Here is a 26,157-nt window from a genome sequence, read left to right as displayed (position 1 = left end):
ATTAGTTGATTCATTAATTAATACCTAGTCCACTGGGAATATAACGACCAATAATTTAGAAAAAAACCTTATCTTTCAAAAAGTAGTGATTAACACTACTTTAGGCCTCTTATCGAGAGTTGCCCGATATAAACGCAAAGTACTTTACTAGTATGACAGATATTATGTCAATTACACACTGATTAAAAAATAGTTCACTATGGGTGATCTTTTAATATTGAAACCGACATACTTGACTGGTATGTTTAGCGCCCAATTAAGAAGGACTGCACTTTAAATATAAAAAGATGACATTTAAAGAGTCAATAAAATAACTATCGACAAAAATTTGGCGCTTATTTAATGATAAAAATAGCTAGTTGATAATGAGATGTTCACTAATGATCAATCGGTAAACTTTATCTAACAAACGAATCGAAAGTGATGAGCAAAAATAAAACAAACCCTATATTAGGTTTTATTTTTAAAGTGTGATCCATTGCTCACTTTTTGATTTTGAGCAAACGAATGACATAACAAGGCTAATGTGAGTTATTTTTAGTATTTGTCCTTTTTAAATCAAAACTTTTAAATCAGTACTTAGCGTGAGCAGTTAGGCGAACCTTGCTTTCAATGCGGAGAAAAAATGAAAACAACGACGAAATCTCGCCTACTTAAGGCAGGCTCGGGCCACAAGGTTAGGCCAGTGATGCTCGTACAAGAGAAACTTGCTCGAGCACGCTTACTGCAGCAGTTGGTCCTTAGCCGCAGACCATTACTTGATGCCATCAATGCAGTACTGGCGCCCTTAATCCGTAATGGTCATGGCCCTGCGCATAACGTGACGCTGACAGAGCAAGATAATCCGCAGCAGCCTGAGCATTACCATGCCTGGTTTGTGTGCCGCTATCAACAAACGACCCTAGGTTGGTGGCGCATCGATAGCTGCACTTTAGATCAGCTGGCCAGTTGCTATTACGGTAGCCTAGCCACGCCTCTGAGCTCACCGCTGCGTGAGCCCTGCCAGTCTGAGTTCAGACTAGTGAAAAACTTATTGGTACACACCTTAAATGCACTACCTATGACGGCAATGGACGCTGAGCAGATTGAACTTGAATTGGTGAAACCACCAATGACACTCGATGCGCCAGCAGTCTGGTCTATCGAACTGGGCAAAGAACGTTTCGTACCACCTATGCTGTTTTGCATGACCGAACACTTACTCGGCTTGATGGCTGAGCAGCCTAAGGAGCCTGTCGTCAACAAAGATCTGGCGAAAAAGCTCGAACTTTGGCTACAACAATTACCCATTAAACTGCAGATGACCTTAGGCCAGCACGCCATGCCAGTGCGCTCGCTTAATCAGCTTAACGTTGGCGACATACTGCCAATGAATTTAAACCCTAAGGGCCAGCTTAATGTGGGTAACCGCCCCTTATTCCAGGCTTCTGTGCATAGTCACGAAGGCCAAATGGTCGCCAAATTGACCCAAGATATATTTCAACATGAGGACAGCAACATTGGCTGAACAGGACTTACTATCGAATGACGAGTTTTTACTCGACGATGACATTTTCGCCGAAGATAACTTTTCAACGCCTAAGGCTCAAAATAAACCATTGAAAGATATCTCATTCTTTCAACAGCTTCCTGTGCAGGTCACCCTTGAATTGGCCAGTGCAGAGATGTGTCTTGGTGAGCTGACCCGCATGGGTGAAGGCGACGTGATTGCCTTAGACCGTATGGTGGGTGAGCCCTTAGATATCAGAGTCAACGGTGCACTGCTAGGTAAGGGTGAAGTGGTTGAGGTGGGCGGACGCTACGGTGTACGTCTACTTGAAGTGGAAGATATCGGTTTAGGCGGAGCAAGCGACTAATGCTACTGCGAGCGTTGATACTGTGCCTATGCCTTTTAGCGCCTCAGGCATTTGCCGCTGATGGCCTCACATTACTCACGCTCGATGGGGCTCAAGAGAGCCAAGCCGTCAATATAAAGCTGGAGATCTTAGCGCTGATGACAGCGCTAAGCCTGTTGCCTGCGCTGCTAATGATGATGACCAGCTTTACGCGCATCGTCGTCGTATTGGCCATTTTAAGACAGGCATTAGGCTTACAGCAGAGCCCACCGAATAAGGTGCTTATCGGGATTGCACTGGTGCTAACGATTTTTATCATGCACCCGGTGGGGGAGCGTATCTATCAAGATGCCTACCTGCCTTATGATCAAGGTCAGCTTGAACTAACCGAAGCGGTCGCTATTGCCAAAGTGCCCTTGAGTCAGTTTATGCTGGCACAAACCCGAGAAACCGACTTAGAGCAGATGCTTAAGATTGCGGGTGAACCTACCAATCTTAAAGCGGCAGATGTGCCCTTTTTTGTGCTAATGCCCGCCTTTGTGCTGAGCGAGCTAAAAACGGCATTTCAAATTGGCTTTTTGTTATTTTTACCCTTTTTAGTGATCGACTTGGTCGTGGCCAGCGTGCTGATGTCTATGGGGATGATGATGTTGTCGCCACTGATCATTTCGCTGCCATTTAAGCTGATGATCTTTGTTTTGGTTGATGGCTGGTCGATGACGGTCAGTACCCTGACCGCGAGTTTTGGGTAACGTCATGGATACCAACCAACTCACGGTTTTATTTGCCGATGCCATGTACCTTGTGGTCGCCATGGTGATGGTGCTCGTGACCCCCGGCCTAGTGCTGGGCTTGTTGATCGCCGTATTCCAAGCGGCAACTCAGGTCAATGAACAAACCTTGAGTTTCTTACCCCGCTTGGTCTTGACCCTGTTAATGGTACTTTTTGCTGGCCATTGGTTAATTCAGAAACTAATGGATTTCTTCGACCAGTTATTTATGAACATTCCCCACATCATAGGCTGACATGCTTTCGCTCACTTCAATCGAGATCAGCACCATGATTGGCAGCTTCTGGTGGCCTTTTTGTCGCCTAATGGGGGCATTTATCGTGATGCCGTTGCTGGGTAATGCCTTCGTACCTGTGACGGTGAGGATTTTACTGGCATTCTGCTTGGCCGCGCTGCTAGGCCCTATGCTGCCCCCCGTGCCTCAGGTGGATGCCGTCTCGGTTGGCGCGCTGTTACTGGCGATTGAACAGTTATTAATTGGCTTTATGCTGGGGTTGTTTCTCAGCATCTTACTGCACGTGATGAGCATGCTGGGCACTATCATGTCACTGCAGATGGGCTTGGCGATGGCCATTATGAATGATCCGGCTAATGGCAACTCTAATCCGATTTTAAGCCAATGGTTTTTGATGTTTGGCACCTTAATCTTCCTAGCCTTAGATGGTCACTTAGTCGCGATTGGCATACTGGTCGACAGCTTTCGTCTGTGGCCAGTTGGCACTGGCATTTTTGATCTGCCGTTAATGGGACTGGTTAATCGCGTTGGCTGGCTATTTTCGGCGTCATTAATGCTGGCGATTCCGGCAGTATTAGCCATGTTGATGGTTAACATTACCTTTGGCGTATTAAGCCGCGCCGCACCCTCGTTGAATATTTTTTCGCTGGGTTTTCCGATGACCATGCTGATGGGCTTGCTGTGCGTATTACTCTCTTTCAGTGGTATCCCTAGTCGCTACAGCGATGTCTGCCTCGATGCGCTCACCGCTATGTATCAATTTATTGGTGGCAGTGCATGAGTCAGGACGATAAGCACGATAAAACCGAGGAACCCACCCAGCAGAAACTGCGCAAGGCCAGAGAAGAGGGCCAGGTACCGCGATCGAAAGATCTGGCGGCAGCGGCACTGATCATTAGCTGTTCTTTGATGCTCACCAGCAGTGCCGACTGGTTTGCCGAGAAAGTCAAAGAGCTGCTCAAATACAATATGTACCTGACCAAGGCCGATCTTAACCAGCCAGATATGATGACACGCCACTTAGGCGCGAGCCTGATGCATATGCTCGAGCTATTGGGGCCGCTGTTTATTATGGTGGCACTATTGGCTGCCGTGGCTGGCGCCCTGCCCGGTGGCCCCCTATTGAGCTTTAGTAATGCGGGATTTAAATATAGCCGCATCGATCCTGTCTCTGGCATTGGTCGCATCTTCTCGGTGCAATCCTTGGTCGAGCTGCTTAAGTCTGTGCTTAAAATTGTGTTGTTGATCGGCATCATGTTTACGTTTTTAAGTAGTCATTTACAAGAGCTGCTGAACTACAGTCAGCTGCCCATCGACGAGGCGATTAGCCGCGGTATGACCCTGCTATCGGAAGGGATGCTTTATTTAGGTACAGGTCTGCTGGCCATCGCGCTGATTGATGTGCCCTATCAATATTGGCATCACCGTAAAGAGCTGCGCATGTCTCATCAAGATCTTAAAGATGAACATAAGCAGCAGGAAGGTAAGCCCGAAATTAAGGCCAAAATACGTCAATTACAACAACGTATGGCGCGCTCTCGTGCCGATACCGTGATTCCAAAAGCCGATGTGCTCTTGGTTAACCCCACCCATTATGCGGTGGCCTTAAAGTATGACCCCAACTTGGCTGATGCCCCTTACGTTATCACTAAGGGCACCGAAGAGTTAGCCCTGTATATGCGTAAGCTCGCCAAGCAACATAATATCGAAGTGATTGAGATCCCGGCGCTTACCCGCGCTATCTATCATACGACACAGGTCGATCAACAAATTCCGGCTGCGCTATTTACCGCGATTGCCCATGTACTTAGCTATGTAATGCAGATTAAGGCGTCTCGCCAAGGCAAACAACAAAAGCCTGAGCCTTTGCCTCATTTCTTCATTCCTCCACATTTACGACACGATTAAAGGATTGCTTAACCTATGAACTGGCTATCACGCACCTTTTCAGGAAACTATAGCGCTATCGGCATCCCTGTGATGCTGCTGGCGATTCTGGCGATGGTGATTTTGCCGCTACCACCTTGGTTGCTCGACGTCCTCTTTACCTTCAACATCGTCCTTGCGGTGATGGTGTTGTTGGTGAGTGTGTCGATCCGCCGGCCATTGGAGTTTTCGGTATTCCCAACGCTCCTACTGCTAGCCACCTTGATGCGCTTGACACTGAACGTGGCATCCACCCGAGTGGTGTTAATTGAAGGCCATGAAGGTGGCGATGCTGCAGGTCGAGTCATTCAAGCTTTTGGTGAAGTGGTCATTGGCGGCAACTATGTTGTCGGTGCGGTAATCTTCCTCATCTTAATGATCATCAACTTTGTAGTGATCACTAAAGGTGGCGAACGTATTTCTGAGGTATCTGCGCGCTTTACACTCGATGCCTTGCCCGGTAAACAGATGGCGATTGATGCCGATCTTAATGCAGGCACCCTCACCCATGAACAGGCCCGCATCCGCCGCCAAGATGTCGCCAGAGAAGCCGATTTCTATGGTTCGATGGACGGTGCCTCTAAGTTTGTCCGTGGTGATGCCATTGCCGGCCTGTTGATCCTCGCGATCAACATTATTGGTGGTATCAGTATCGGTATCTTTATGCACGATCTCAGTGCCGCCGATGCCTTTAAAACTTACGCGCTACTCACCATAGGTGACGGCCTAGTTGCCCAGATCCCCTCACTATTGTTAGCCACAGCGGCAGCCATCATAGTGACCCGCGTCTCTGATGCTGAAGAGATGCCGGCGCAGTTAACGCGGCAACTACTGGCTAACCCAAAGACTTTAGCGACTGCGGCAGTGGTGATGTTTATCTTAGGCATTACCCCTGGCATGCCAGCAGCGGTGTTCCTGTCGTTTGCACTGTTACTGGGGTTCGCCTCATGGCGACAAAGCCGTAATGTGACGCCCATTGCCGAGAGTAGCGCTGATGAAACCATTGAGAACACCCTCACTGAGCCCTCGGCACCGAGCTGGGACGCGCTGCCCTACACAGATATTATCGAGGTTCGCCTTGGCTATCGTCTAGTGCATTTAGTGGAAAAGACCAAGGGCGCCGAACTGCAAAAACGCCTCACCGGGATTAGACGCACCTTGTCAGAACAAGCAGGCTTCTTGCTTGCAGAAGTGCGGGTGCGAGACAACCTCACTCTTGCCCCTAATGCCTATCAAATCAATTTTATGGGCACTCAGGTGGCCTATGCCGAGTTAGAACCCGATCGTCTTATGGCCATTAAAAGTGGTCCAGTCTATGGCAAAATTGATGGTATCTTAACGGTCGAACCAGCCTATCAAATGGATGCGGTTTGGATAGACACGGATATTAAAGCCAAGGCGTTGAATTTAGGCTACTCGGTGGTCGACAACGCGACTGTTATTGCCACCCATGTGAGCAAACAGCTACGAGAATCGCTGGCCGACTTATTGCAACACGATGATATTATGCATCTGAGCGATCGCCTCAGTAAACAAGCGCCTAAACTGGCAGAATCCTTAACCACGGCGTTAACTCCGGTGCAATTACTGAAAGTATTTCGTTTGCTGTTAAAAGAGCAGGTGCCGTTAAAAGATATTCGCACCATCGCCACCACGTTACTTGAGTGCAGCGAGCAGACCAAAGATCCCGTATTACTGGCCGCCGATGTTCGCTGTGCATTGCGCAACAGCATCTTACAACAGATAGTGGGCACCAGTGCCAAATTGAATGTACTGACCCTAGCGCCGGAATTAGAGCAAACCCTGATGACCGCACTCAACCAGTCGCAGCAACAGGGCAAAGTGGCACTCGACAGTTTTCCGGTAGAACCGAGTTTACTCGCCCAGCTACAACAGCGCATGCCACAACTGCTGAGCGAGACCAAAGAGAAAGGTCACAGCCCTATCTTACTGGTATCGCCACAACTAAGGCCGCTGCTGGCTCGTTATGCACTGGCTTTTGCCAGAGGACTACATGTACTCTCCTATAACGAAGTGCCTGAAACCAAAGAACTGATGATCGCTGGGCAACTCGGTTAACCTAGCCGCTAGCCTTGGTGAGTCCCAAGGCTAGCACGCAAGATTGATCGCCATCATAAGCTTATCTCTGTTACACTCATGAGCTTATAATGCACCCACTTTTATCTTGCTCACTCAATGACTGTAACCCCTATGACACCGACAACTGGCTCAGTAATACCTCATCCTTACAGCAGTGAGCACACGCTTACCTCCCCCCAATTACAACGTTTTTGGCAACAAATAACCACTGGTGAACTGACGGTCAGCCCAGAGATCACACTGGCTTATATGGCAGTGACTCATCCCAGCCATAAGCGCACCCTAGTGCTCAGTAATGGCCGCGTCGAGTCTTACCTTAAGTACCAAGAAGTGATCTACGATTGCTATCAGCAAGGTTACAATGTTTATGCTCTGGATCACCGAGGACAAGGACTCTCTAGTCGGCTGACATTGAATCCTCATAAGGGACATGTCGAGCATTTTGATGACTATGTTGATGACTTTGAAAAATTTATCGAACAGGTTGTCCTACCCGCACAAGCACAAGAGAGCCCTCTTTTTTTGCTGGGGCATTCCATGGGCTGCGCCATCAGTAGCCTGTATGTCGCACGTAATCCTCACACCTTTAGCGCGGCTGCATTTTCTGCGCCCATGTATGGCATACGGTTACCCGCGCCTAAACCGGCGGTCCTCTGGCTTGCCACTTGGTTAGACAAATTCAGACGAGATGGCGAACCCAACTATGTACCTGGCGGGTGCAACTATCGCCAGGTAGCCTTTGAAAAAAATGAGCTTACTCATTGTCGAATACGCTATCAGCGTTACCAACAGCTCTATACCGAGCGCCCCGAATTACAGTTAGGCTCACCCACCAATCGCTGGCTAACCGAGTCAATTAAGGCTGCTGAATACTGCGTTAACAGCGTCAAACACAGTACTGTCCCCACGTTAATTCTGCAAGCAGATGAAGACACCATAGTCGATAACTCGGCACAAGACAGGGCAATAGGGGAGAATGCCCAGCGAGTTATTATCCATGGCGCGCGGCACGAAATACTGTTTGAGAGCGACAGCATCCGCAATAACGCCCTTAACAGCCTATTTGACTTTTTCCAACAATACGCCTAAACCCCATCACTTTGGGGTAGTCATAACCCAATAAGGGCTACCCCAATAAACCAGCGGTAAACATCGCTCACCGCTCTCCATTGGCTTTATCTACATACAGATATACGCAGTCATAAACCACCGCCCCCATCTGCATTGAGCCACTCAGTCATATCAATGGCATTAAAAACAGCCCTAAACTTATCGAAATAGTGGCTCGATATTCACCAGCTTATCCGCAGATACCGCTTCGAGCCATCACAGGGCATCCTTACCCGCTTAACAAAAACATTCGACCAACATGGAGTAGGGTATATAGACAGCGAAATAGACAGGGGAAATATGACGTAGTAATAAGCTTATGAACGAGAGCTAGGGTGAACTTGGCGACAGCCAAATGCTAGCGAATGAGAAACAAGGATACTGAACTGGCTTTTATATAGGGATATATTGAGTCGAACTGGCTATTGGCAGAATGCAGGCGGATTTCTGTTTATAAAGAGTCAGCCCCTAGGGGTGGGTAAATGCCAAACAATGTCGGCAACATAGTTGTTCCAGCTGAACGACTAAGTGCATGAATGCACCAATGTCACGTAGACCATGGATGATCGAGAGTGACCGCTGCTTTAGCAACGACTTACGCACTACACTTAGTACCATCGTTATCATTTCTCTGAGAAATAAATACGAAAAAACCCTTAGCATTGCTGCTAAGGGCTTATCGTAATGTTGGCGGAGCGGACGGGACTCGAACCCGCGACCCCCGGCGTGACAGGCCGGTATTCTAACCAACTGAACTACCGCTCCTTTAGACCGAAGTCTAAATTCTTTTATCGTCGCTAGCGTGTCATGGCTAGGAGACGTGCTCTATTGAGCTTATTAGGCGTCTGGAAATGACCTACTCTCACATGGGGAGACCCCACACTACCATCGGCGCGATTGCGTTTCACTTCTGAGTTCGGGATGGGATCAGGTGGTACCACAATGCTATGGTTTCCAGACAAATTCGGAAATTTGAAAAGCTGCTCTCAATTCTGTATTTCAAGAAGCAAGAGATATTAAATTTGAGTCACACTAAATCAAGTGTCGGTATTCTTTCGCTAAAGTTAACCATTAACTGGAAACCCTTTTGGGTTGTATGGTTAAGCCTCACGGGTCATTAGTACAAGTTAGCTCAACGCCTCACAACGCTTACACACCTTGCCTATCAACGTAGTAGTCTCCTACGGCCCTTTAGAGGACTTAAAGTCCTAGGGATGACTCATCTTAGGGCTCGCTTCCCGCTTAGATGCTTTCAGCGGTTATCGATTCCGAACGTAGCTACCGGGCAATGCCATTGGCATGACAACCCGAACACCAGCGGTTCGTCCACTCCGGTCCTCTCGTACTAGGAGCAGCTCCCTTCAATCATCCAACGCCCACGGCAGATAGGGACCGAACTGTCTCACGACGTTCTGAACCCAGCTCGCGTACCACTTTAAATGGCGAACAGCCATACCCTTGGGACCGACTTCAGCCCCAGGATGTGATGAGCCGACATCGAGGTGCCAAACACCGCCGTCGATATGAACTCTTGGGCGGTATCAGCCTGTTATCCCCGGAGTACCTTTTATCCGTTGAGCGATGGCCCTTCCATTCAGAACCACCGGATCACTATGACCTGCTTTCGCACCTGCTCGACGTGTATGTCTCGCAGTTAAGCTGGCTTATGCCATTGCACTAACCGTACGATGTCCGACCGTACTTAGCCAACCTTCGTGCTCCTCCGTTACTCTTTGGGAGGAGACCGCCCCAGTCAAACTACCCACCAGGCACTGTCCTCAACCCCGATTCAGGGGCCAGAGTTAGAACATCAACACTACAAGGGTGGTATTTCAAGGTTGACTCCACAAGAACTGGCGTTCCTGCTTCAAAGTCTCCCACCTATCCTACACATGTAGGGTCAATGTTCAGTGCCAAGCTATAGTAAAGGTTCACGGGGTCTTTCCGTCTAGCCGCGGGTATACGGCATCTTCACCGCAATTTCAACTTCACTGAGTCTCGGCTGGAGACAGCGTGGCCATCATTACGCCATTCGTGCAGGTCGGAACTTACCCGACAAGGAATTTCGCTACCTTAGGACCGTTATAGTTACGGCCGCCGTTTACCGGGGCTTCGATCATGAGCTTCTCCGAAGATAACCCAATCAATTAACCTTCCGGCACCGGGCAGGCGTCACACCGTATACTTCCTCTTGCGAGTTTGCACAGTGCTGTGTTTTTGATAAACAGTTGCAGCCACCTGGTATCTGCGACTCCCGTCAGCTTAGAGAGCAAGTCTCATCACCAACAGGAGCGTACCTTCTCCCGAAGTTACGGTACCATTTTGCCTAGTTCCTTCAGCCGAGTTCTCTCAAGCGCCTTGGTATTCTCTACCCAACCACCTGTGTCGGTTTGGGGTACGATTCCTGCTAACCTGAAGCTTAGAAGATTTTCCTGGAAGCATGGCATCAACTACTTCAGTTCCGTAGAACCTCGTCATCAACTCTCAGTGTATGTGCACCCGGATTTGCCTAAGTGCACCACCTACAGCCTTAAACGCGGACAACCAACGCCGCGCTAGCCTAGCCTTCTCCGTCTCTCCATCGCAGTTAGCAGAAGTACAGGAATATTAACCTGTTTCCCATCGACTACGCCTTTCGGCCTCGCCTTAGGGGTCGACTCACCCTGCCCTGATTAACATTGGACAGGAACCCTTGGTCTTTCGGCGAGGGGGTTTTTCACCCCCTTTATCGTTACTCATGTCAGCATTCGCACTTCTGATACCTCCAGCGTGGGTTACCCCTTCACCTTCAACGGCTTACAGAACGCTCCTCTACCGCACTAGCGCAAGCGCTAGTACCCATAGCTTCGGTGTATTGCTTAGCCCCGTTAAATCTTCCGCGCAGGCCGACTCGACTAGTGAGCTATTACGCTTTCTTTAAATGATGGCTGCTTCTAAGCCAACATCCTAGCTGTCTAAGCCTTCCCACATCGTTTCCCACTTAGCAATAACTTTGGGACCTTAGCTGATGGTCTGGGTTGTTTCCCTTTTCACGACGGACGTTAGCACCCGCCGTGTGTCTCCCGAGTAGTACTCATTGGTATTCGGAGTTTGCAAAGGGTTGGTAAGTCGGGATGACCCCCTAGCCTTAACAGTGCTCTACCCCCAATGGTATTCGCTCGAGGCGCTACCTAAATAGCTTTCGAGGAGAACCAGATATCTCCCGGTTTGATTGGCCTTTCACCCCCAGCCACAAGTCATCACCGCATTTTTCAACATACGTGTGTTCGGTCCTCCAGTTGATGTTACTCAACCTTCAACCTGCCCATGGCTAGATCACCGGGTTTCGGGTCTACACCTTGCAACTAAACGCGCAGTTAACACTCGGTTTCCCTACGGCTCCGCTATTCGCTTAACCTCGCTACAAAATGTAAGTCGCTGACCCATTATACAAAAGGTACGCAGTCACGGTCTCAAGAACCGCTCCCACTGCTTGTACGTATACGGTTTCAGGTTCTATTTCACTCCCCTCACAGGGGTTCTTTTCGCCTTTCCCTCACGGTACTGGTTCACTATCGGTCAGTCAGGAGTATTTAGCCTTGGAGGATGGTCCCCCCATGTTCAGACAAGATGTCACGTGTCCCGTCCTACTCGTTTTCACGTAAAGTTAGTTTTCATGTACGGGGCTATCACCCTGTGCCGCTGTGCTTTCCAACACATTCCACTAACACCCTCTACGCTTAAGGGCTAATCCCCGTTCGCTCGCCGCTACTAGGGGAATCTCGGTTGATTTCTTTTCCTCCGGGTACTTAGATGTTTCAGTTCCCCGGGTTCGCCTCACAACACTATGTATTCATGTTGTGATACATGCTTATGCATGTGGGTTTCCCCATTCGGACATCGTTAGCTCAAATGCTTGTTACTAGCTCGCCAACGCTTTTCGCAAGTTACTACGTCCTTCATCGCCTCTGACTGCCAAGGCATCCACCGTATACGCTTAGTCACTTAACCATACAACCCAAATGAGTTTCACAAGGAAACAAACTTTATCAAGCGGGTAAGCTTGATGTTGTATCGCAACTAATGGTGTTTACTTTCGCCAAAAGAATACTCATGAATCATCATTACAATGACTCGGCACTTGATTTAAGTGTTTGAGAACTCAATTTTAATTTTCGCGTCAATGCTACAAATAATCACGTACAAGTACGTCACTATCCCTTTCACATTAACACTATCAGCTTTCCAAATTTTTAAAGAACAAGCATCGCCGTTAAGACGTGCCACCTGCTCTAACAAGAACAAGTTATCTGTGTGAACACTCAGCAAATATTGAGTTAGTCGTATAGGTAAGGAGGTGATCCAGCCCCAGGTTCCCCTAGGGCTACCTTGTTACGACTTCACCCCAGTCATGAACCACACCGTGGTAAACGCCCTCCCCGAAAGGTTAAGCTATCTACTTCTGGTGCAGCCCACTCCCATGGTGTGACGGGCGGTGTGTACAAGGCCCGGGAACGTATTCACCGTGGCATTCTGATCCACGATTACTAGCGATTCCGACTTCATGGAGTCGAGTTGCAGACTCCAATCCGGACTACGACAAGCTTTGTGAGATTAGCTCCACCTCGCGGCTTTGCAACCCTCTGTACTTGCCATTGTAGCACGTGTGTAGCCCTACTCGTAAGGGCCATGATGACTTGACGTCGTCCCCACCTTCCTCCGGTTTATCACCGGCAGTCTCCCTAAAGTTCCCACCATTACGTGCTGGCAAATAAGGATAAGGGTTGCGCTCGTTGCGGGACTTAACCCAACATTTCACAACACGAGCTGACGACAGCCATGCAGCACCTGTCTCAGAGTTCCCGAAGGCACTAAGCTATCTCTAGCGAATTCTCTGGATGTCAAGAGTAGGTAAGGTTCTTCGCGTTGCATCGAATTAAACCACATGCTCCACCGCTTGTGCGGGCCCCCGTCAATTCATTTGAGTTTTAACCTTGCGGCCGTACTCCCCAGGCGGTCTACTTAATGCGTTAGCTTGGGAACCCAGTGTTCAAGACACCAAATTCCGAGTAGACATCGTTTACGGCGTGGACTACCAGGGTATCTAATCCTGTTTGCTCCCCACGCTTTCGTACCTGAGCGTCAGTCTTTGTCCAGGGGGCCGCCTTCGCCACCGGTATTCCTTCAGATCTCTACGCATTTCACCGCTACACCTGAAATTCTACCCCCCTCTACAAGACTCTAGTCTGCCAGTTCGAAATGCAATTCCCAGGTTGAGCCCGGGGCTTTCACATCTCGCTTAACAAACCGCCTGCGTACGCTTTACGCCCAGTAATTCCGATTAACGCTTGGACCCCTCGTATTACCGCGGCTGCTGGCACGAAGTTAGCCGGTCCTTCTTCTGCGAGTAACGTCACACCTAAACGCTATTAACGCTTAAGCTTTCCTCCTCGCTGAAAGTGCTTTACAACCCGAAGGCCTTCTTCACACACGCGGCATGGCTGCATCAGGCTTGCGCCCATTGTGCAATATTCCCCACTGCTGCCTCCCGTAGGAGTCTGGGCCGTGTCTCAGTCCCAGTGTGGCTGATCATCCTCTCAGAACAGCTAGGGATCGTCGCCTTGGTGAGCCATTACCTCACCAACTAGCTAATCCCACCTAGGTACATCCAATCGCAGAAGGCCCGAAGGTCCCCTCTTTTCCCCCGTAGGGCGTATGCGGTATTAGCAGTCGTTTCCAACTGTTATCCCCCTCGACTGGGCAGTTCCCTAGGCATTACTCACCCGTCCGCCGCTCGTCAGCAAAGAAAGCAAGCTTTCTCCCTGTTACCGCTCGACTTGCATGTGTTAGGCCTGCCGCCAGCGTTCAATCTGAGCCATGATCAAACTCTTCAATTAAAGTTTTGTTGAATCTTGCGATTCGGCTCAATGAATTCTGATTCCGTTTAAAAGACTCGGAAGAATCTTAAAAACGTTTGTACATATTGCTATGAACACTCATCGTTACATTGATTTAATTCTTTGATTGCCAACCCGAAAGTTAGGCAATTTCGATTAACTCAACACCTGTGAGTGTCCACACAGATTTCTTGTTCCATCTTGTTAAAGAGCGTTGCTAACATCAGAGCAATTAATGCGTTAAGTCAGCTGCCGTTGACGCTAGGTCGTTGGCTTAGGGATGCGTATTCTACACGCCCCGCTGTTGGCGTCAAGTGATTTTCAATAAGTTTTTCAACTTGTTCACTTTAAACTCAACTTGCTGAGTCACTGCATTCATGTCGCTTAGCGACGCTGTTTGCCGTGTCAGTGGGGCGCATTATAGGGCGTTATCGATTACGCGCAAGGGCTTTTTTAAAGAAAACTATTACTTTTGCACTGTTTGAATACTTTTTAGCCTGACTAGCTACTTTTTACCCATTATACTGCTAGATTCTCGCTATTTTAGCCGTTTTAAGGACTACCCAATGGCAAATTGTTTACGATCTTATAAGGGTATCAGCCCGCAGTTTGATAACAGCGTCTATATTGACCAAGCTTGTGTATTAGTTGGCGACATTTTTTTAGATACCGATGCTAGTGTTTGGCCTTTAGTGGCAGCTCGTGGCGATGTGAACCAAATAAGAATTGGTAAGCGCTCTAATATTCAAGACGGCACTGTATTGCACGTGACCCGTAAATCGGCCGCGCGTCCGCAGGGTCATCCGTTGATTATTGGCGATGATGTCACTATTGGCCATAAAGCCATGCTGCATGGTTGTCAGTTGGGGGATCGTATTCTCATTGGTATGGGAGCGATTATTCTAGATGGGGCGATCATTGAAGATGATGTGATCTTGGGAGCGGGCTCTTTGGTTCCTCCTAATAAGACGCTTGAGAAAGGCCACCTTTATGTGGGAAGCCCTGCGAAAAAGATCAGAGCCTTGACCCAAGATGAATTGAACTTCTTACCGCAATCGGCCGACAACTATGTGCGGTTGAAGAATGAGTATATAGAAGAAGCGCTACAGAACTTACCGACTTAAATTGAATTAATCACTAAACAGCCCTGCTCATCGACCGCTTCCTGGTCGATGAGCTCTTGTGCCTTATCCTCTATATCGAAACGAAATTGTTCAAACAGGTCGATAGCCTGCTGTGGCTGCCCCCCTTCCGTACCTGATAGTCCCTGTAATACCGCTAGGTCAATGTAACAGTCGATCGTCATCCCTTGTTGCTGCGCGACAAAATGAATGGCGCTGCGCTCTGCATCCCATTGGCAACTGTCGCTAAATATGACGCTTTGATTCATGCCCTACCCTTTACCACTTTAAAAAATTACTAAATTACAGGTTTTACTGCGCCTAGTGCTAGCTTAATTGCTCGCGCAAGCTAGCGAGTACTGGGGTAACATCAGGCTCGACGCCACGCCACAAGGCAAAGCTTATAGCCGCTTGGCCGACAAGCATCCCGAGACCATCAATCACTTGCTTAGCACCTTGCTCCCGCGCCCACAGATTAAAGGCAGTAAGCTGCTTGGCATACATCATGTCGTAACAAGCGGTATGAGTACCGATTACCGAGCTTGGTAATGCAGGAGCTTCACCGCTTAGGCTCGATGATGTGGAGTTAATCACCAGATCAAAAGGCTGCTCTAGCTCATCTAGTCCCTTAGCCTGAATATCGCCAAAGGGAGCAAATAGCTTGGCTAAAGCGGTAGCTTTCTCGTGGGTACGGTTATGGATAACTATCGAGTCGATGCCACTATTCAGTAGAGGAAGGATAGAGCCTCTTGCCGCACCACCAGCACCCACGAGTAATACTTTCTTGCCATGAAGCTTGCCGATATGACGCTGCAGATCGGCAACCAGCCCGATGCCATCGGTATTGTCACCTCTTAATCGACCGCCTTTTAATACGCTTAAGGTGTTCACTGCGCCAGCCAGTTTGGCCTCTTCGCTAAGTTCATCGCATAAGGCAAATGCCTGCTCCTTAAAAGGCACGGTAACATTGGCCCCTTTGCCACCATTAGCAATAAATTGCCGTAAACAAGACTCAAAGCCATCGATTGGCGCGAGTATCGCTTCATAACTTAATACTTGCCCTGTGGCTGCGGCAAACGCTTGATGAATCGCGGGCGATTTACTGTGACCTATTGGATTACCCAATACGGCATATCTGTCTGTCATCGATTGACTCAGTTTTTTGACGATGGCATCAGTCTACCCATGCTTTATCTGTGAATCAAAGCCAAAAAACCAAGTGTTACTTATTTATAAGCTGCCATTGAAGGACTAAAGGCGCTGGTTGATCGCTTTGAGCGGATAAGCTAGTGTGCGCTACATATAACAACGCTAAGGTAATGGCAGTTTTGGCAATGAAGTGGTTAACAAAGTTAATATCTAAAAAGCAGGAGCAACGAGATCCACAGCAGTCGAATGCTTACGATCGTATCGGTGGTGAGAAAGTCATTGCGGCATTAGCAAAACAGTTTTATGTGCAGATGCAGAGCAATCCTGAAACTCAGGCGCTGTTAGCGATGCATCGCTCACCTATAGCCGAATCGGAGCAGAAACTGTTTGAGTTTTTAAGTGGCTGGCTAGGTGGCCCACCGCTGTTTGAGCAAAAATACGGTCATCCTGCTCTTAGGGCAAGGCATATGTCTTTTGCTATCGATAGTGACATGCGCGATCAATGGTTACTGTGTATGAAACGCGCTATTGAGCTAGAGATTAAGCAGCCGCAGCATAGAGAAGCCATCTATCAAGCCATATCGACTCTTGCCGACCATATGCGTAATCGATAAAGATGACGTAATAACCCACAAAAAAGGAGCTTATTAGCTCCTTTTTACTGTGTTACTTAGCGCCTAACCAATCTCTTGGCGCGAGGTAATCGCTATAAAGCAGCGCCTCAGGGCTACCCTCTTCAGGGGTGTAAGCATATTGCCAACGCACTAATGGCGGCATCGACATCAAAATAGACTCGGTACGACCACCGGTTTGCAGCCCAAATAAGGTGCCTCGGTCATACACTAAATTAAACTCGACATAGCGCCCGCGACGATAAAGCTGGAAGTTACGCTCGCGCTCACCATATTCAGTGTTTTTGCGGCGTTCAACTATAGGCGCATAGGCGTTTAAAAACCCATTACCCACCGCCTGCATAAAGGCAAAGCTCGTATCGAAACCTTGCTCATTGAGATCATCAAAGAACAAGCCACCAACACCACGGGTTTCGTTGCGATGTGGCAAGAAGAAATAGTCATCACACCATTTCTTGTATTTAGGATAAACATCATCGCCAAAAGGCTCACATAACTCTTTGGCACTTTGATGCCAACCAATGACATCTTCTTCAAACGGATAATAAGGAGTGAGGTCGAACCCACCACCAAACCACCATACTGGATCGGCGCCCTCTTTTTCGGCAATAAAGAAACGAACATTAGCGTGTGTGGTTGGGATATAAGGATTTTTGGGATGAATAACCAATGACACGCCCATCGCTTCGAAACTACGGCCCGCCAACTCAGGACGATGCGCCGTGGCCGATGCAGGCATGGCGGCTCCTGTCACATGGGAAAAATTAACCCCGGCCTGTTCGAACACTTGTCCATCGGTCATCACACGACTGGTTCCGCCGCCACCCTCTTCTCGCGTCCAAGAGTCAGCAATAAACTCAGCCTTACCATCGAGGCGCTCTAAACCTTCGCATATCTGCTGTTGCAGACCGAGTAGGAATGCTTTGACCTCACTGGTAGTTGGCTTACTCATATTTAGTCCTTGTTATGGTTTTATCTGATTCAACGTAAAAGCGGTTTTATCTCAAAATCTTGCCGCTAATGGCATCGATTATCGTCGAAGGCTTTAGCTCACGGCCTAACTCGCCTGTAACCAGCGCATCGATTTTGCCATCAAACTGCAAAATCACCTCTGCTGCCGTCATCGCAGGATCTTGGCCCGTCAAATTGGCGCTGGTCGAAACAATGGGTTTACCCAGAGCTTGGCATAAGGCTTGTACACCGGGATGATTAGAGACCCTTACCGCCAATGAATTAAATTGGCCGCAGAGTAACTGAGATAAGTTAGGTTTAATGGGCATGATAAAGGTGAAGGGCCCAGGCCATTTGTCGAATACTTGTTGCAACTGCTCGGCACTAAGCTGCGATTCGTCAATATAGGGCTTTAGCTGTGAAAAATCGCTAGCCACTAAGATCAGCCCTTTTTGCCAAGGCCTTTGCTTTAATTCAAGCAACTTTTGAATGGCGCTGTCATTATCAGGATCGCAACCTAAGCCATATACCGCCTCTGTTGGGTACGCGATTACACCGCCTTGTAAAACAACATCAACTACCGCATGGGGATCTTGCTGCAACATTTAGCCTAACCTTCTCGTCGAACTTATTTAGACGCATTATCATTTTCAATGAGTCGAGATTATACAGAGATGGCTAATACTGACAACGCTGTAAACATAAGCGCCTATAAAGGGCGTTTATATTTACATGCCTTTTGCGGGCATTCCACACGCATACCGGCCGCGCCTTTACGCTCGACCAAGATACCAAACCCACAGTCAGGGCAGGTTTCTGCCACTGGAGGATAATTGACTAAGAATTTGCATTTAGGGTAAGCGCTACAGGCGTAAAATGTTTTACCGAAACGACTGGTTCTATGCTCTATGACTCCTTTTTTACAACTGGGACAAGCAATCTGCGCCTGCTCGTCGTCATGATCATGCTTTTCAATATGAGTGCACTCGGGATAACGAGTACACCCGATAAAAATACCAAAACGACCGGATTTAACCGCTAACTCAGCACCACAGTCAGGGCATTCAGACCCCTCAATGACCTGACTCTCTATCGACTCATGATGCACCAACGGCCGAGTGTAATCGCAAGAGGGGTAATTATTACAACCGACAAACCCACCATGCTTACTGTTTTTTATCGACAACTCACAGCCACACTTAGGGCAGAGTTCATACTCTTTTTCTAACGCGTGCTCGTGAGAGCTAAACAGTTGTTGATCTATTTTAGACATGCTTTCCTCAATGGGCGCCGTTGCTGATACTCAGGTATTTTAATCCCTAGGGTATGATGTTAATCAATGATCATCTGCCACTAAACCTATGGTGATTTAAACTCAAAAAGGAGGCTATCGCCTCCTTAATGTGTTGCCATTGCTGTATCGATTATGAATGGAACCGACCATCTGGCTGCTCAAAAATCAGATCTTCCATCTGCTCATAAGCAGATTCGTTACCAGGCACATTAAATAATACCATTAAGATAACCCACTTGAGATCTTCTAAAATCAGTACAGGTTCATCCAGTTCCATGACGCGATCGATCACCATCTCACGGGTTTCGACGCTCAATACTTTTATCTGCTCTAAAAACAGCAGAAAGCCTCGACATTCGACATCGAGTTTTTCCATCTCATCTTGAGTATAAATACGAAATGAATGTTGATCATGATTGCACAAATAGGGCTGATCGCTTTCTTGCAATGAAGCCAAATGCTCTAACCAAGACAAGGCCTTGATAATTGCAGACTGATGAAAACCAGCGCGGGTTAACTCTTGCGTCAACTCATCCTCGTCGACCAACAGCTCAACCTCACCGTGAACATAGTTTTCAAATAGATACATGAGGATATCAAACATGGCTAGCTCCTCTTAAGTCTTATATAACCACCGGGTACCGCTGAAACCCAACCTTGCAGTTCAAGTTCAAGCATTTGCTCTAGTACTAGCTCTATCGTTTTTCCACTATGTTCGACCACCACATCTAATGGTGTGGCCTCATAACCTACACTAGCTAACAGTGAGGTAAATGGCAAATCAGAAGCTAACTCCCCCCCTATATGGTGGCGACGATGCAACTCTTCAAGGTGAAAATTCGATAAAGGTGCCAGCTCTTCAATAATATCGGCCGCACACTCGACAAGTTTGGCACCATCACGCAGTAAATCATGACAACCTTGGTGATCGCCGGCCAAAATATTCCCCGGCACAGCAAACACTTCTCGCCCCTGCTCTAATGCCAACCTAGCGGTGATCAAGGAACCACTTTTACGCGTGGCCTCAACCACGAGTACACCTAACGACAGGCCGCTAATTATACGGTTACGTTTAGGGAAGTTACCAGCATAAGGTTTCATATCTGGCCAAAACTCACTGATCACGCATCCTTGCTGCACAATCGCCTGATATAACGTCCTATGGCGCTTAGGATAAACCACATCGACCCCAGTTCCCAGCACAGCGACCGTAGGCTTCTTGGCATCAATCGCCGCCTGATGAGCCGCACCATCAATACCGGCAGCCATGCCACTTGTAACGCCAATATGCGCATCGCTTAGCTCGGTTGCCAATTGATAAGCGGTTGAAAGCCCCGTTTTAGATGCAGCGCGACTGCCCACCACTGCAATACTTGGATGCAGTAAAGCGGTCGGTGCTCCTTTAACAAAGAGCAGGGGCGGAGGATCACTGATGTCGAGCAACAAACTGGGATAAAGAGAAGAAGTTTGACAAATAATATGATGATTATCGGCTTTAGCCAGCCAGTTGAGCGCCGCTTCAACACGGGTAAAATCAGGTGCGAACGAGCGATTCAGCAGTTTCTCAGGCAAAGGTAGCGCATGCGGTTCATGCTCTAGCCTATGCCTGAGTTCCTCTACTTCCATGTAGTTTAATAATTGTTTAATCCGAGCGGGTCCAAGCCCAGATACTGCACAAACAACTAGCCAATCGACCAGTTTGTCGTCTATTTATTCACCTTGTAATAACGTGTCCGGTTGCAGCAGCTTATCGTTAACGCGCACCGGTTTTTTATTGAGTAAGATCAACCCAAGACTCACCTTATCAAACACTTTAAACACCATGAGTTTTCCGTGGTAGATATCGGGCATCTTAATTTCATTATCGGCAGAGATACTCGAAAGAAGATCTTCATAAGTGCTGCGATCTTCTGGTTTTACCGGCATGCCATCGCCATCGATCACTATGGCTTGGCCATCTCTGAAAATGGAATATACCTGACCAGGCTCGACCCCCCCATTACTGCCTTTATCGATATACACCACATCGAGTTTACCCACTTCTCGCAAACTCCCCTCGGTCGCCAATACCGAAGCAGGCGTTGTCGCAGCCTTAGGCATAAAGTACGCAGACATGAGTGAGTCATCATCAATAGGTAAGATACGATAACCGGCTTTGGTCTCTTGCAGATTACTCAACAAACGGACTTTTGAAATTGGACCAGACTCAATCACACGACCACTGGCGGTCATGATCACCTCTTGGCCTAAGTTATCGCCCGAGTCGGGGGCCACAAATTCACGCCCAGGTGCATACACGCCCAATTTGTCACCCACGGTGAGTTCAGCCTGCACATAAACAATGTCATTGATGATGTGATGCTTAGATTCACTTTCTCCGCCCATCACCATGGGTTGCTGCTCAAACCAACGGCTATCAACCACACGGTTTTGCACTAAATAAGCTTGGATTAAGGACAAATCGATAGCAGGAATCGCACCGTATTTGGCCATGATGCGCCCCTGTGGACTTTTACGCACATGGGGTTTAACCACTAATCTGGGCTCGCCATCGATAAACACCAACGTCAGCCTGTCGCCAGGATAAATGAGATGAGGATTGGCAATTTGTGGGTTCGACCCCCACAATTTAGGCCAACGCCAAGGATCATTAAGGAAGTGTGCAGAAATGTCCCAAAGGGTATCGCCTTTCTTTACTATGTAAGAGTCAGGATGACCAGACTTCAATGTCAAAGTGTCTGCGAAAACAGACGAACAACTTAATATCATTAAACCGAGTAAAATTAGTCGTTTCATGGGGGTATCCATGCTGTTTGCTCTTTAAATAGAGCTTTTGCTGTTATTGAATGCCACTAAGGATTAAAATTAACCTATTAGCCTGAGTCAGTATAACTAACTGGCTCAAATTTGACAGACTTGTTAAGAGTTTATGTATGAGCTTACTCAAAGTATTACGTTTTCCAGATGAACGCTTACGCACCATTGCGGAGCCAGTGACAGAATTTACCCCCGAGCTGCAAACACAGATCGATGATATGCTCGAAACCATGTATGAAGAAAAGGGCATCGGCCTAGCCGCCACCCAAGTCGACTTTCACAAACAACTTATCGTCATGGATCTACAAGATGATATAGAGCGACCCAAAGTCTTTATTAATTTAGAAATTCTCGAAAAAAGCGGTGAATTTACCAATGAAGAGGGCTGCCTATCGGTACCCGGGGTTTATGCCAAAGTCGATCGCGCCGAGTGTGTAAAAATCAAAGCCCTCGACCGCCATGGTAACGAGTTCACTTTAGAGGCTGATGGGCTTTTTGCTATCTGTTTGCAACATGAACTTGACCACCTCAATGGCAAGTTATTTGTCGATTATCTGTCGCCCCTGAAACGGCAGCGCATTAAACAGAAGCTTGAAAAAACCGCCCGTCTCGAAGCCAAGCAAGGATAAGTTGCACTTGAAACCACTCAATATCATTTTTGCGGGCACGCCAGACTTTGCAGCCCGCCACCTACAAGCGCTGATCGAATCTGAGCACAATGTCATAGGGGTTTATTCCCAACCTGACAGACCCGCAGGGCGCGGTAAAAAGCTGCAAGCAAGCCCAGTGAAAGCATTGGCACTCGAGCACAATATTCCTGTGTACCAACCCAGTAGTTTGCGCGCCCCAGAGGCACAAGCCGAATTAGCCTCACTGAAAGCCGACATCATGGTGGTGGTCGCCTACGGATTGATTTTGCCGCAAGTGGTACTCGACACACCACGATTGGGTTGTATCAATGTGCACGGCTCAATACTGCCTCGCTGGCGAGGTGCTGCACCTATCCAGCGCGCACTATGGGCGGGCGACGCCGCCACTGGCGTGACCATAATGCAGATGGATATTGGCCTAGATACGGGTGACATGCTGCTTAAAACCCATCTGCCCATCGAAGATAGCGACACCTCGGCGACCCTCTATGAAAAGCTCGCTCAACAAGGGCCAAGTGCACTGATTGAAGCGCTAGCAGGGATAGCTCAAGGCACGCTCACTCCAGAGCCACAAGATGAAGCCCTCGCCAATTACGCTGAAAAACTCAGCAAAGAGGAAGCGCTGCTCGACTGGAGTAAACCTGCCGTACAACTGTGGCGTGAGATCCGAGCCTTTAACCCTTGGCCGGTAAGCCACTTCAATCATATGGATGCCAGCATCAAAGTCTGGCAAGCCGCCGTTGGAGAGCATGCAACTGACGCCGTGCCAGGGACCATTTTAGCCGCCGATAAACAAGGTGTTACCTTGGCGACGGGTGACGGCACCTTAGTGCTACAAACCATACAGCTCCCTGGTAAAAAAGCGCTGCCGGTGGCCGAGATCCTAAACTCGCGCGCCGACTGGTTTACTCCAGGCACTCGGCTGCACAATGGCGCAGACAACCTTGAGGCTAACTCGTGATGAATTTACGCGCGTTAGCGGCCAAAGTGATTTTTCAGGTGCTGGAAAAAGGCGTGTCATTGTCAGTCGCTCTGCCCGAGCAACAGCAGAAACTGAGTAGCGCTAAAGACAAAGCCTTATTGGCCGAACTCAGCTATGGCGTGATGCGTCATTTGCCTCAGTTAGACAAACTAGTGAGCGATTGCATGAGCAAGCCGATGAAAGGCAAGCAACGTATCGTCCACCAACTGCTATTAATTGGTTGCTACCAACTGTATTTCACTCGTATTCCAAGTCATGCGGCCATTTCAGAAACCGCCGAAGCCTGTCGACAGCTTAAATTCGATGGTTTAGTCAAAGTGGTTAATGGTGTATTGCGTAACCTACAGCGTAATCAAGCACCACTGCCAACCGATAACGACACCTTGGCCTTTAATACGCCCGCGTGGCTGATCAAACGCCTTAAAGAGGCGTATCCAGACACTTGGCAACAGGTGATAGAGCAGAGCCATCAACGCCCACCTATGTGGCTGCGTAATAACGCGTTATCACAAACGCGCCAGCGCTACCTAGCATTACTCGCCGAGCAAGAGATTGGTGCCACAGCAGGCAACAGCGACAACGCCATTTTACTGGACAGCCCTAAAGATGTGGCCCTACTGCCAGGCTTTAGCGACGGCGCTGCATCGGTACAAGATGGCGCAGCCCAATGGGCGGCCACCTTACTGGCACCGCAGGCCAACGAATTAATACTCGATGCCTGTGCCGCGCCCGGCGGCAAAACCTGCCATCTGCTAGAAACCGAAAATAGCATAGATCTAGTCGCCGTAGACTTTGACGCCAAACGACTCGAACGGGTACAACAAAATCTGGACCGTTTGTCACTGCACGCCAAGGTGATCCACGGTGATGCCGCCAATATTGACTCATGGTGGCAAGGGGAAAAATTTGATCGCATCTTACTCGACGCCCCCTGCTCCGCCACGGGCGTAATACGTCGTCACCCCGATATTAAGTGGCTTAGAAAACAAGCAGATATCGAAGAGTTAGCCACGTTGCAATCACAAATTTTAGATCACTGCTGGCAGTGGCTAAAATCGGGTGGCACATTGCTATACGCAACCTGCTCTATTTTGCCGCAAGAAAATGCCGAGCAGATCAGCGCCTTTTTGGCCAGAACGGCGGACGCCACGCTCGTACCCATTACGCAGCAGACTCATCGCGACGATATCGGCTGGCAAATCACGCCAGGACAAGACAATATGGACGGGTTTTATTACGCACGTCTGCTTAAAGGGTAACGTTAGTTTATGAAAATTATCATATTAGGTGCAGGGCAAGTTGGCGGCACATTAGCCGAAAACTTAGTGGGCGAAAATAACGATATCACTATCGTCGATAACGACAGAGAAAGATTGCGTTCCCTACAAGACAAGTACGATCTTCGCGTTGTACTCGGTCATGGTGCTCACCCCAGCGTACTCAAAGACGCCGGGGCCGAAGATGCCGATATGTTAATTGCAGTAACCAATAGCGATGAATGCAACATGGCCGCTTGCCAGATAGCCTATTCGCTTTATGGCACCCCGACGAAAATTGCCCGTATTCGCTCAGAACAATACCTTGCCCTGCGTGACAAACTGTTTATTAACAGTGAAACCAAAAACAGCGAAAACCGCCCACGTGGCGGCTTTATTATCGATGAACTCATCGCGCCAGAGCAGTTAGTCACCTCCTATATTCGCCGCTTGGTCGAATACCCGGGGGCATTGCAGGTACTGGAGTTTGCCGAAGGGCGCCTAAGCTTAGTGGCCGTGCGCGCCTATTACGGTGGCCCGTTAGTCGGTAATGCATTGGCGGCATTGCGTGAGCACATGCCAAATATTGATACCCGAGTCGCGGCCATCTTTAGGCAAGGCCGCGCGATTATGCCGCGCGGCACTACGATTATCGAAGCCGACGACGAGGTCTTTTTCGTCGCCGACAGCCGCCATGTGCGCGCGGTGATGAGCGAAATGCAAAAGCTCGACAACAGCTATCGTAATATCATGATCGCGGGCGGGGGTAACATAGGCCTAGGGTTAGCTAAGCAGTTGCAGCGCAATCATTCAGTGAAACTGATTGAACATCGACAAGATCGCGCCGAAGCATTATCGGAAAAGCTAGAAAACACCACGGTATTTTGCGGTGACGCGTCAGACCAAGAACTGCTGCTTGAAGAACATATAGATCAAACCGATGTCTTTATTGCCGTAACCAATGACGATGAAGCCAACATCATGGCAGCACTGCTGGCTAAACGTATGGGCGCGAAAAAGGTGATGGTGCTGATCCAGCGTGAAGCCTATGTGGATATTGTGCAAGAGGCCAATATCGATATCGCTATCTCACCCCAACAAGCCACTATTTCGGCACTGTTAACTCACATTCGTCAAGGGGATATCTGTAACGTCTACTCCCTCAGACGTGGCGCAGCAGAAGCCATTGAGGCCATTGCCCATGGCGACCCCAGCACCTCAAAAGTGGTGGGTAAACAGATTGGTGAAATTAAGCTGCCCCCAGGAACAACCATAGGTGCCATAGTGCGAGACGAAGAAGTCTTGATGGCGCACGATAGAACCGTTATCGAACAGGGCGACCATGTCATCCTCTTCTTAGTTAATAAGAAGTTTATCGGTGAAGTTGAAAAGCTGTTTCAGCCTAGTGCCTTCTTCTTTTAGCCGTTCCTTT

General features: G+C 48.5%; 22 protein-coding genes, 1 tRNA gene and 3 rRNA genes. 14 read left to right on the top strand and 12 right to left on the bottom strand.

Annotated features, from left to right (window positions below):
* Positions 1 to 625: 625 nt before the first annotated feature.
* The 8 genes from AC5YB1_RS02005 (at position 626) to AC5YB1_RS01970 (ending at position 7,976) form a co-directional block, all read left to right on the top strand.
* Positions 626 to 1,507, top strand: coding sequence for a FliM/FliN family flagellar motor switch protein (locus AC5YB1_RS02005; protein ID WP_494520511.1), 882 nt, complete (start codon positions 626 to 628; stop codon positions 1,505 to 1,507).
* Positions 1,500 to 1,856, top strand: coding sequence for a flagellar motor switch protein FliN (fliN, locus tag AC5YB1_RS02000; RefSeq protein WP_110458447.1), 357 nt, complete (start codon positions 1,500 to 1,502; stop codon positions 1,854 to 1,856). The genes AC5YB1_RS02005 and fliN overlap by 8 nt, the downstream gene beginning before the upstream one ends.
* Entirely contained in the window at positions 1,856 to 2,587 is a 732-nt protein-coding gene (fliP, locus tag AC5YB1_RS01995) for a flagellar type III secretion system pore protein FliP (RefSeq protein ID WP_494520510.1), read from the top strand. The genes fliN and fliP overlap by 1 nt, the downstream gene beginning before the upstream one ends.
* A 4-nt stretch (positions 2,588 to 2,591) precedes the next feature.
* Positions 2,592 to 2,861: a flagellar biosynthesis protein FliQ gene (gene fliQ / locus AC5YB1_RS01990; protein WP_494520509.1), complete on the top strand. Its 270-nt coding sequence runs from the start codon at positions 2,592 to 2,594 to the stop codon at positions 2,859 to 2,861.
* A gap of 1 nt (position 2,862) precedes the next feature.
* Positions 2,863 to 3,642 carry a flagellar biosynthetic protein FliR gene (fliR, locus tag AC5YB1_RS01985; protein ID WP_494520508.1) on the top strand — a complete coding sequence of 260 codons (780 nt, stop codon included), beginning with the start codon at positions 2,863 to 2,865 and terminating at the stop codon, positions 3,640 to 3,642.
* Positions 3,639 to 4,769 (top strand): flagellar biosynthesis protein FlhB, encoded by a 1,131-nt coding sequence (gene flhB / locus AC5YB1_RS01980; protein WP_494520507.1) that lies wholly within the window; start codon positions 3,639 to 3,641, stop codon positions 4,767 to 4,769. Before fliR ends, flhB begins: the two co-directional genes overlap by 4 nt.
* A 15-nt stretch (positions 4,770 to 4,784) precedes the next feature.
* The gene (flhA, locus tag AC5YB1_RS01975) at positions 4,785 to 6,866 is read left to right on the top strand and encodes a flagellar biosynthesis protein FlhA (protein WP_494520506.1); all 2,082 of its coding nucleotides are present in this window, start codon (positions 4,785 to 4,787) and stop codon (positions 6,864 to 6,866) included.
* 132 nt (positions 6,867 to 6,998) lie between these two features.
* The gene (locus tag AC5YB1_RS01970; RefSeq protein WP_494520505.1) at positions 6,999 to 7,976 is read left to right on the top strand and encodes an alpha/beta fold hydrolase; all 978 of its coding nucleotides are present in this window, start codon (positions 6,999 to 7,001) and stop codon (positions 7,974 to 7,976) included.
* Between the two features lie 709 nt (positions 7,977 to 8,685).
* On the opposite strand, the gene AC5YB1_RS01965 is transcribed toward AC5YB1_RS01970, so the two are convergent.
* From AC5YB1_RS01965 to AC5YB1_RS01950, 4 genes are all read right to left on the bottom strand, one after another.
* Positions 8,686 to 8,762: transfer RNA gene (locus tag AC5YB1_RS01965), tRNA-Asp, on the bottom strand.
* A gap of 78 nt (positions 8,763 to 8,840) precedes the next feature.
* A 5S ribosomal RNA gene (rrf, locus tag AC5YB1_RS01960) occupies positions 8,841 to 8,956 on the bottom strand.
* A gap of 137 nt (positions 8,957 to 9,093) precedes the next feature.
* Positions 9,094 to 11,987: ribosomal RNA gene (locus AC5YB1_RS01955) — 23S ribosomal RNA — on the bottom strand.
* Between the two features lie 339 nt (positions 11,988 to 12,326).
* Positions 12,327 to 13,873, bottom strand: a 16S ribosomal RNA gene (locus tag AC5YB1_RS01950).
* The 16S, 23S and 5S rRNA genes sit together here with 1 tRNA gene alongside, the layout of an rRNA operon.
* Positions 13,874 to 14,439: 566 nt before the next feature.
* Here AC5YB1_RS01950 and AC5YB1_RS01945 point away from each other — a divergent pair.
* Complete coding sequence (locus AC5YB1_RS01945; RefSeq protein WP_494520504.1) at positions 14,440 to 14,997, top strand: gamma carbonic anhydrase family protein; 558 nt, start codon at positions 14,440 to 14,442, stop codon at positions 14,995 to 14,997.
* On the opposite strand, the gene AC5YB1_RS01940 is transcribed toward AC5YB1_RS01945, so the two are convergent.
* Together AC5YB1_RS01940 and aroE are read right to left on the bottom strand one after the other, a co-directional pair.
* Positions 14,994 to 15,263: a DUF1488 family protein gene (locus AC5YB1_RS01940; RefSeq protein ID WP_475515309.1), complete on the bottom strand. Its 270-nt coding sequence runs from the start codon at positions 15,261 to 15,263 to the stop codon at positions 14,994 to 14,996. The two genes, AC5YB1_RS01945 and AC5YB1_RS01940, sit on opposite strands and share 4 nt — an antisense overlap.
* A gap of 58 nt (positions 15,264 to 15,321) precedes the next feature.
* The gene (gene aroE / locus AC5YB1_RS01935; protein ID WP_494520503.1) at positions 15,322 to 16,140 is read right to left on the bottom strand and encodes a shikimate dehydrogenase; all 819 of its coding nucleotides are present in this window, start codon (positions 16,138 to 16,140) and stop codon (positions 15,322 to 15,324) included.
* A gap of 188 nt (positions 16,141 to 16,328) precedes the next feature.
* Between aroE and AC5YB1_RS01930 the strand changes: the two genes are divergently transcribed.
* The gene (locus AC5YB1_RS01930; RefSeq protein ID WP_494520502.1) at positions 16,329 to 16,757 is read left to right on the top strand and encodes a group II truncated hemoglobin; all 429 of its coding nucleotides are present in this window, start codon (positions 16,329 to 16,331) and stop codon (positions 16,755 to 16,757) included.
* Between the two features lie 52 nt (positions 16,758 to 16,809).
* Here AC5YB1_RS01930 and hemF read toward each other — a convergent pair whose 3' ends face one another.
* From hemF to AC5YB1_RS01900, 6 genes are all read right to left on the bottom strand, one after another.
* Positions 16,810 to 17,727: an oxygen-dependent coproporphyrinogen oxidase gene (hemF, locus tag AC5YB1_RS01925; RefSeq protein ID WP_494520501.1), complete on the bottom strand. Its 918-nt coding sequence runs from the start codon at positions 17,725 to 17,727 to the stop codon at positions 16,810 to 16,812.
* Positions 17,728 to 17,773: 46 nt separating this feature from the next.
* Positions 17,774 to 18,331, bottom strand: a complete 558-nt coding sequence (gene tsaC / locus AC5YB1_RS01920) for an L-threonylcarbamoyladenylate synthase type 1 TsaC (protein ID WP_494520500.1) — start codon at positions 18,329 to 18,331, stop codon at positions 17,774 to 17,776.
* A 104-nt stretch (positions 18,332 to 18,435) separates the two neighbouring features.
* The gene (locus AC5YB1_RS01915; protein ID WP_110456821.1) at positions 18,436 to 18,999 is read right to left on the bottom strand and encodes a DNA topoisomerase family protein; all 564 of its coding nucleotides are present in this window, start codon (positions 18,997 to 18,999) and stop codon (positions 18,436 to 18,438) included.
* A gap of 151 nt (positions 19,000 to 19,150) precedes the next feature.
* Entirely contained in the window at positions 19,151 to 19,624 is a 474-nt protein-coding gene (locus AC5YB1_RS01910) for a DUF494 family protein (RefSeq protein WP_475515315.1), read from the bottom strand.
* 2 nt (positions 19,625 to 19,626) lie between these two features.
* Positions 19,627 to 20,646 (bottom strand): DNA-processing protein DprA, encoded by a 1,020-nt coding sequence (gene dprA / locus AC5YB1_RS01905; RefSeq protein WP_494520499.1) that lies wholly within the window; start codon positions 20,644 to 20,646, stop codon positions 19,627 to 19,629.
* 84 nt (positions 20,647 to 20,730) lie between these two features.
* Positions 20,731 to 21,828 (bottom strand): LysM peptidoglycan-binding domain-containing protein, encoded by a 1,098-nt coding sequence (locus AC5YB1_RS01900; protein ID WP_494520498.1) that lies wholly within the window; start codon positions 21,826 to 21,828, stop codon positions 20,731 to 20,733.
* A 125-nt stretch (positions 21,829 to 21,953) separates the two neighbouring features.
* On the opposite strand from AC5YB1_RS01900, the gene def reads away from it, so the two are divergent.
* From def to trkA, 4 genes are read left to right on the top strand one after another with little or no spacing between them, the layout of a single operon-like run.
* Positions 21,954 to 22,466 carry a peptide deformylase gene (gene def / locus AC5YB1_RS01895; protein ID WP_494520497.1) on the top strand — a complete coding sequence of 171 codons (513 nt, stop codon included), beginning with the start codon at positions 21,954 to 21,956 and terminating at the stop codon, positions 22,464 to 22,466.
* Positions 22,467 to 22,473: 7 nt separating this feature from the next.
* The gene (gene fmt / locus AC5YB1_RS01890; RefSeq protein WP_494520496.1) at positions 22,474 to 23,448 is read left to right on the top strand and encodes a methionyl-tRNA formyltransferase; all 975 of its coding nucleotides are present in this window, start codon (positions 22,474 to 22,476) and stop codon (positions 23,446 to 23,448) included.
* Entirely contained in the window at positions 23,448 to 24,728 is a 1,281-nt protein-coding gene (rsmB, locus tag AC5YB1_RS01885) for a 16S rRNA (cytosine(967)-C(5))-methyltransferase RsmB (protein ID WP_494521558.1), read from the top strand. The genes fmt and rsmB overlap by 1 nt, the downstream gene beginning before the upstream one ends.
* A gap of 9 nt (positions 24,729 to 24,737) precedes the next feature.
* Positions 24,738 to 26,147 carry a Trk system potassium transporter TrkA gene (gene trkA / locus AC5YB1_RS01880; protein ID WP_494520495.1) on the top strand — a complete coding sequence of 470 codons (1,410 nt, stop codon included), beginning with the start codon at positions 24,738 to 24,740 and terminating at the stop codon, positions 26,145 to 26,147.
* Positions 26,148 to 26,157 lie beyond the last annotated feature (10 nt).

The organism is Shewanella sp. 433, assembly GCF_059338565.1.
This window is presented reverse-complemented; position numbering and strand designations above follow the sequence as displayed.

Coding starts and splice junctions, on each gene's coding strand:
- aroE (WP_494520503.1), bottom strand. CDS start 16,140: ATGACAGACAGATATGCCGTATTGGGTAATCCAATAGGTCACAGTAAA.
- fliR (WP_494520508.1), top strand. CDS start 2,863: ATGCTTTCGCTCACTTCAATCGAGATCAGCACCATGATTGGCAGCTTC.
- AC5YB1_RS01910 (WP_475515315.1), bottom strand. CDS start 19,624: ATGTTTGATATCCTCATGTATCTATTTGAAAACTATGTTCACGGTGAG.
- trkA (WP_494520495.1), top strand. CDS start 24,738: ATGAAAATTATCATATTAGGTGCAGGGCAAGTTGGCGGCACATTAGCC.
- rsmB (WP_494521558.1), top strand. CDS start 23,448: ATGAATTTACGCGCGTTAGCGGCCAAAGTGATTTTTCAGGTGCTGGAA.
- hemF (WP_494520501.1), bottom strand. CDS start 17,727: ATGAGTAAGCCAACTACCAGTGAGGTCAAAGCATTCCTACTCGGTCTG.
- AC5YB1_RS01940 (WP_475515309.1), bottom strand. CDS start 15,263: ATGAATCAAAGCGTCATATTTAGCGACAGTTGCCAATGGGATGCAGAG.
- AC5YB1_RS02005 (WP_494520511.1), top strand. CDS start 626: ATGAAAACAACGACGAAATCTCGCCTACTTAAGGCAGGCTCGGGCCAC.
- dprA (WP_494520499.1), bottom strand. CDS start 20,646: ATGGAAGTAGAGGAACTCAGGCATAGGCTAGAGCATGAACCGCATGCG.
- AC5YB1_RS01930 (WP_494520502.1), top strand. CDS start 16,329: ATGAAGTGGTTAACAAAGTTAATATCTAAAAAGCAGGAGCAACGAGAT.
- AC5YB1_RS01915 (WP_110456821.1), bottom strand. CDS start 18,999: ATGTCTAAAATAGATCAACAACTGTTTAGCTCTCACGAGCACGCGTTA.
- flhA (WP_494520506.1), top strand. CDS start 4,785: ATGAACTGGCTATCACGCACCTTTTCAGGAAACTATAGCGCTATCGGC.
- fliQ (WP_494520509.1), top strand. CDS start 2,592: ATGGATACCAACCAACTCACGGTTTTATTTGCCGATGCCATGTACCTT.
- flhB (WP_494520507.1), top strand. CDS start 3,639: ATGAGTCAGGACGATAAGCACGATAAAACCGAGGAACCCACCCAGCAG.
- AC5YB1_RS01945 (WP_494520504.1), top strand. CDS start 14,440: ATGGCAAATTGTTTACGATCTTATAAGGGTATCAGCCCGCAGTTTGAT.
- def (WP_494520497.1), top strand. CDS start 21,954: ATGAGCTTACTCAAAGTATTACGTTTTCCAGATGAACGCTTACGCACC.
- tsaC (WP_494520500.1), bottom strand. CDS start 18,331: ATGTTGCAGCAAGATCCCCATGCGGTAGTTGATGTTGTTTTACAAGGC.
- fliP (WP_494520510.1), top strand. CDS start 1,856: ATGCTACTGCGAGCGTTGATACTGTGCCTATGCCTTTTAGCGCCTCAG.
- AC5YB1_RS01970 (WP_494520505.1), top strand. CDS start 6,999: ATGACACCGACAACTGGCTCAGTAATACCTCATCCTTACAGCAGTGAG.
- AC5YB1_RS01900 (WP_494520498.1), bottom strand. CDS start 21,828: ATGGATACCCCCATGAAACGACTAATTTTACTCGGTTTAATGATATTA.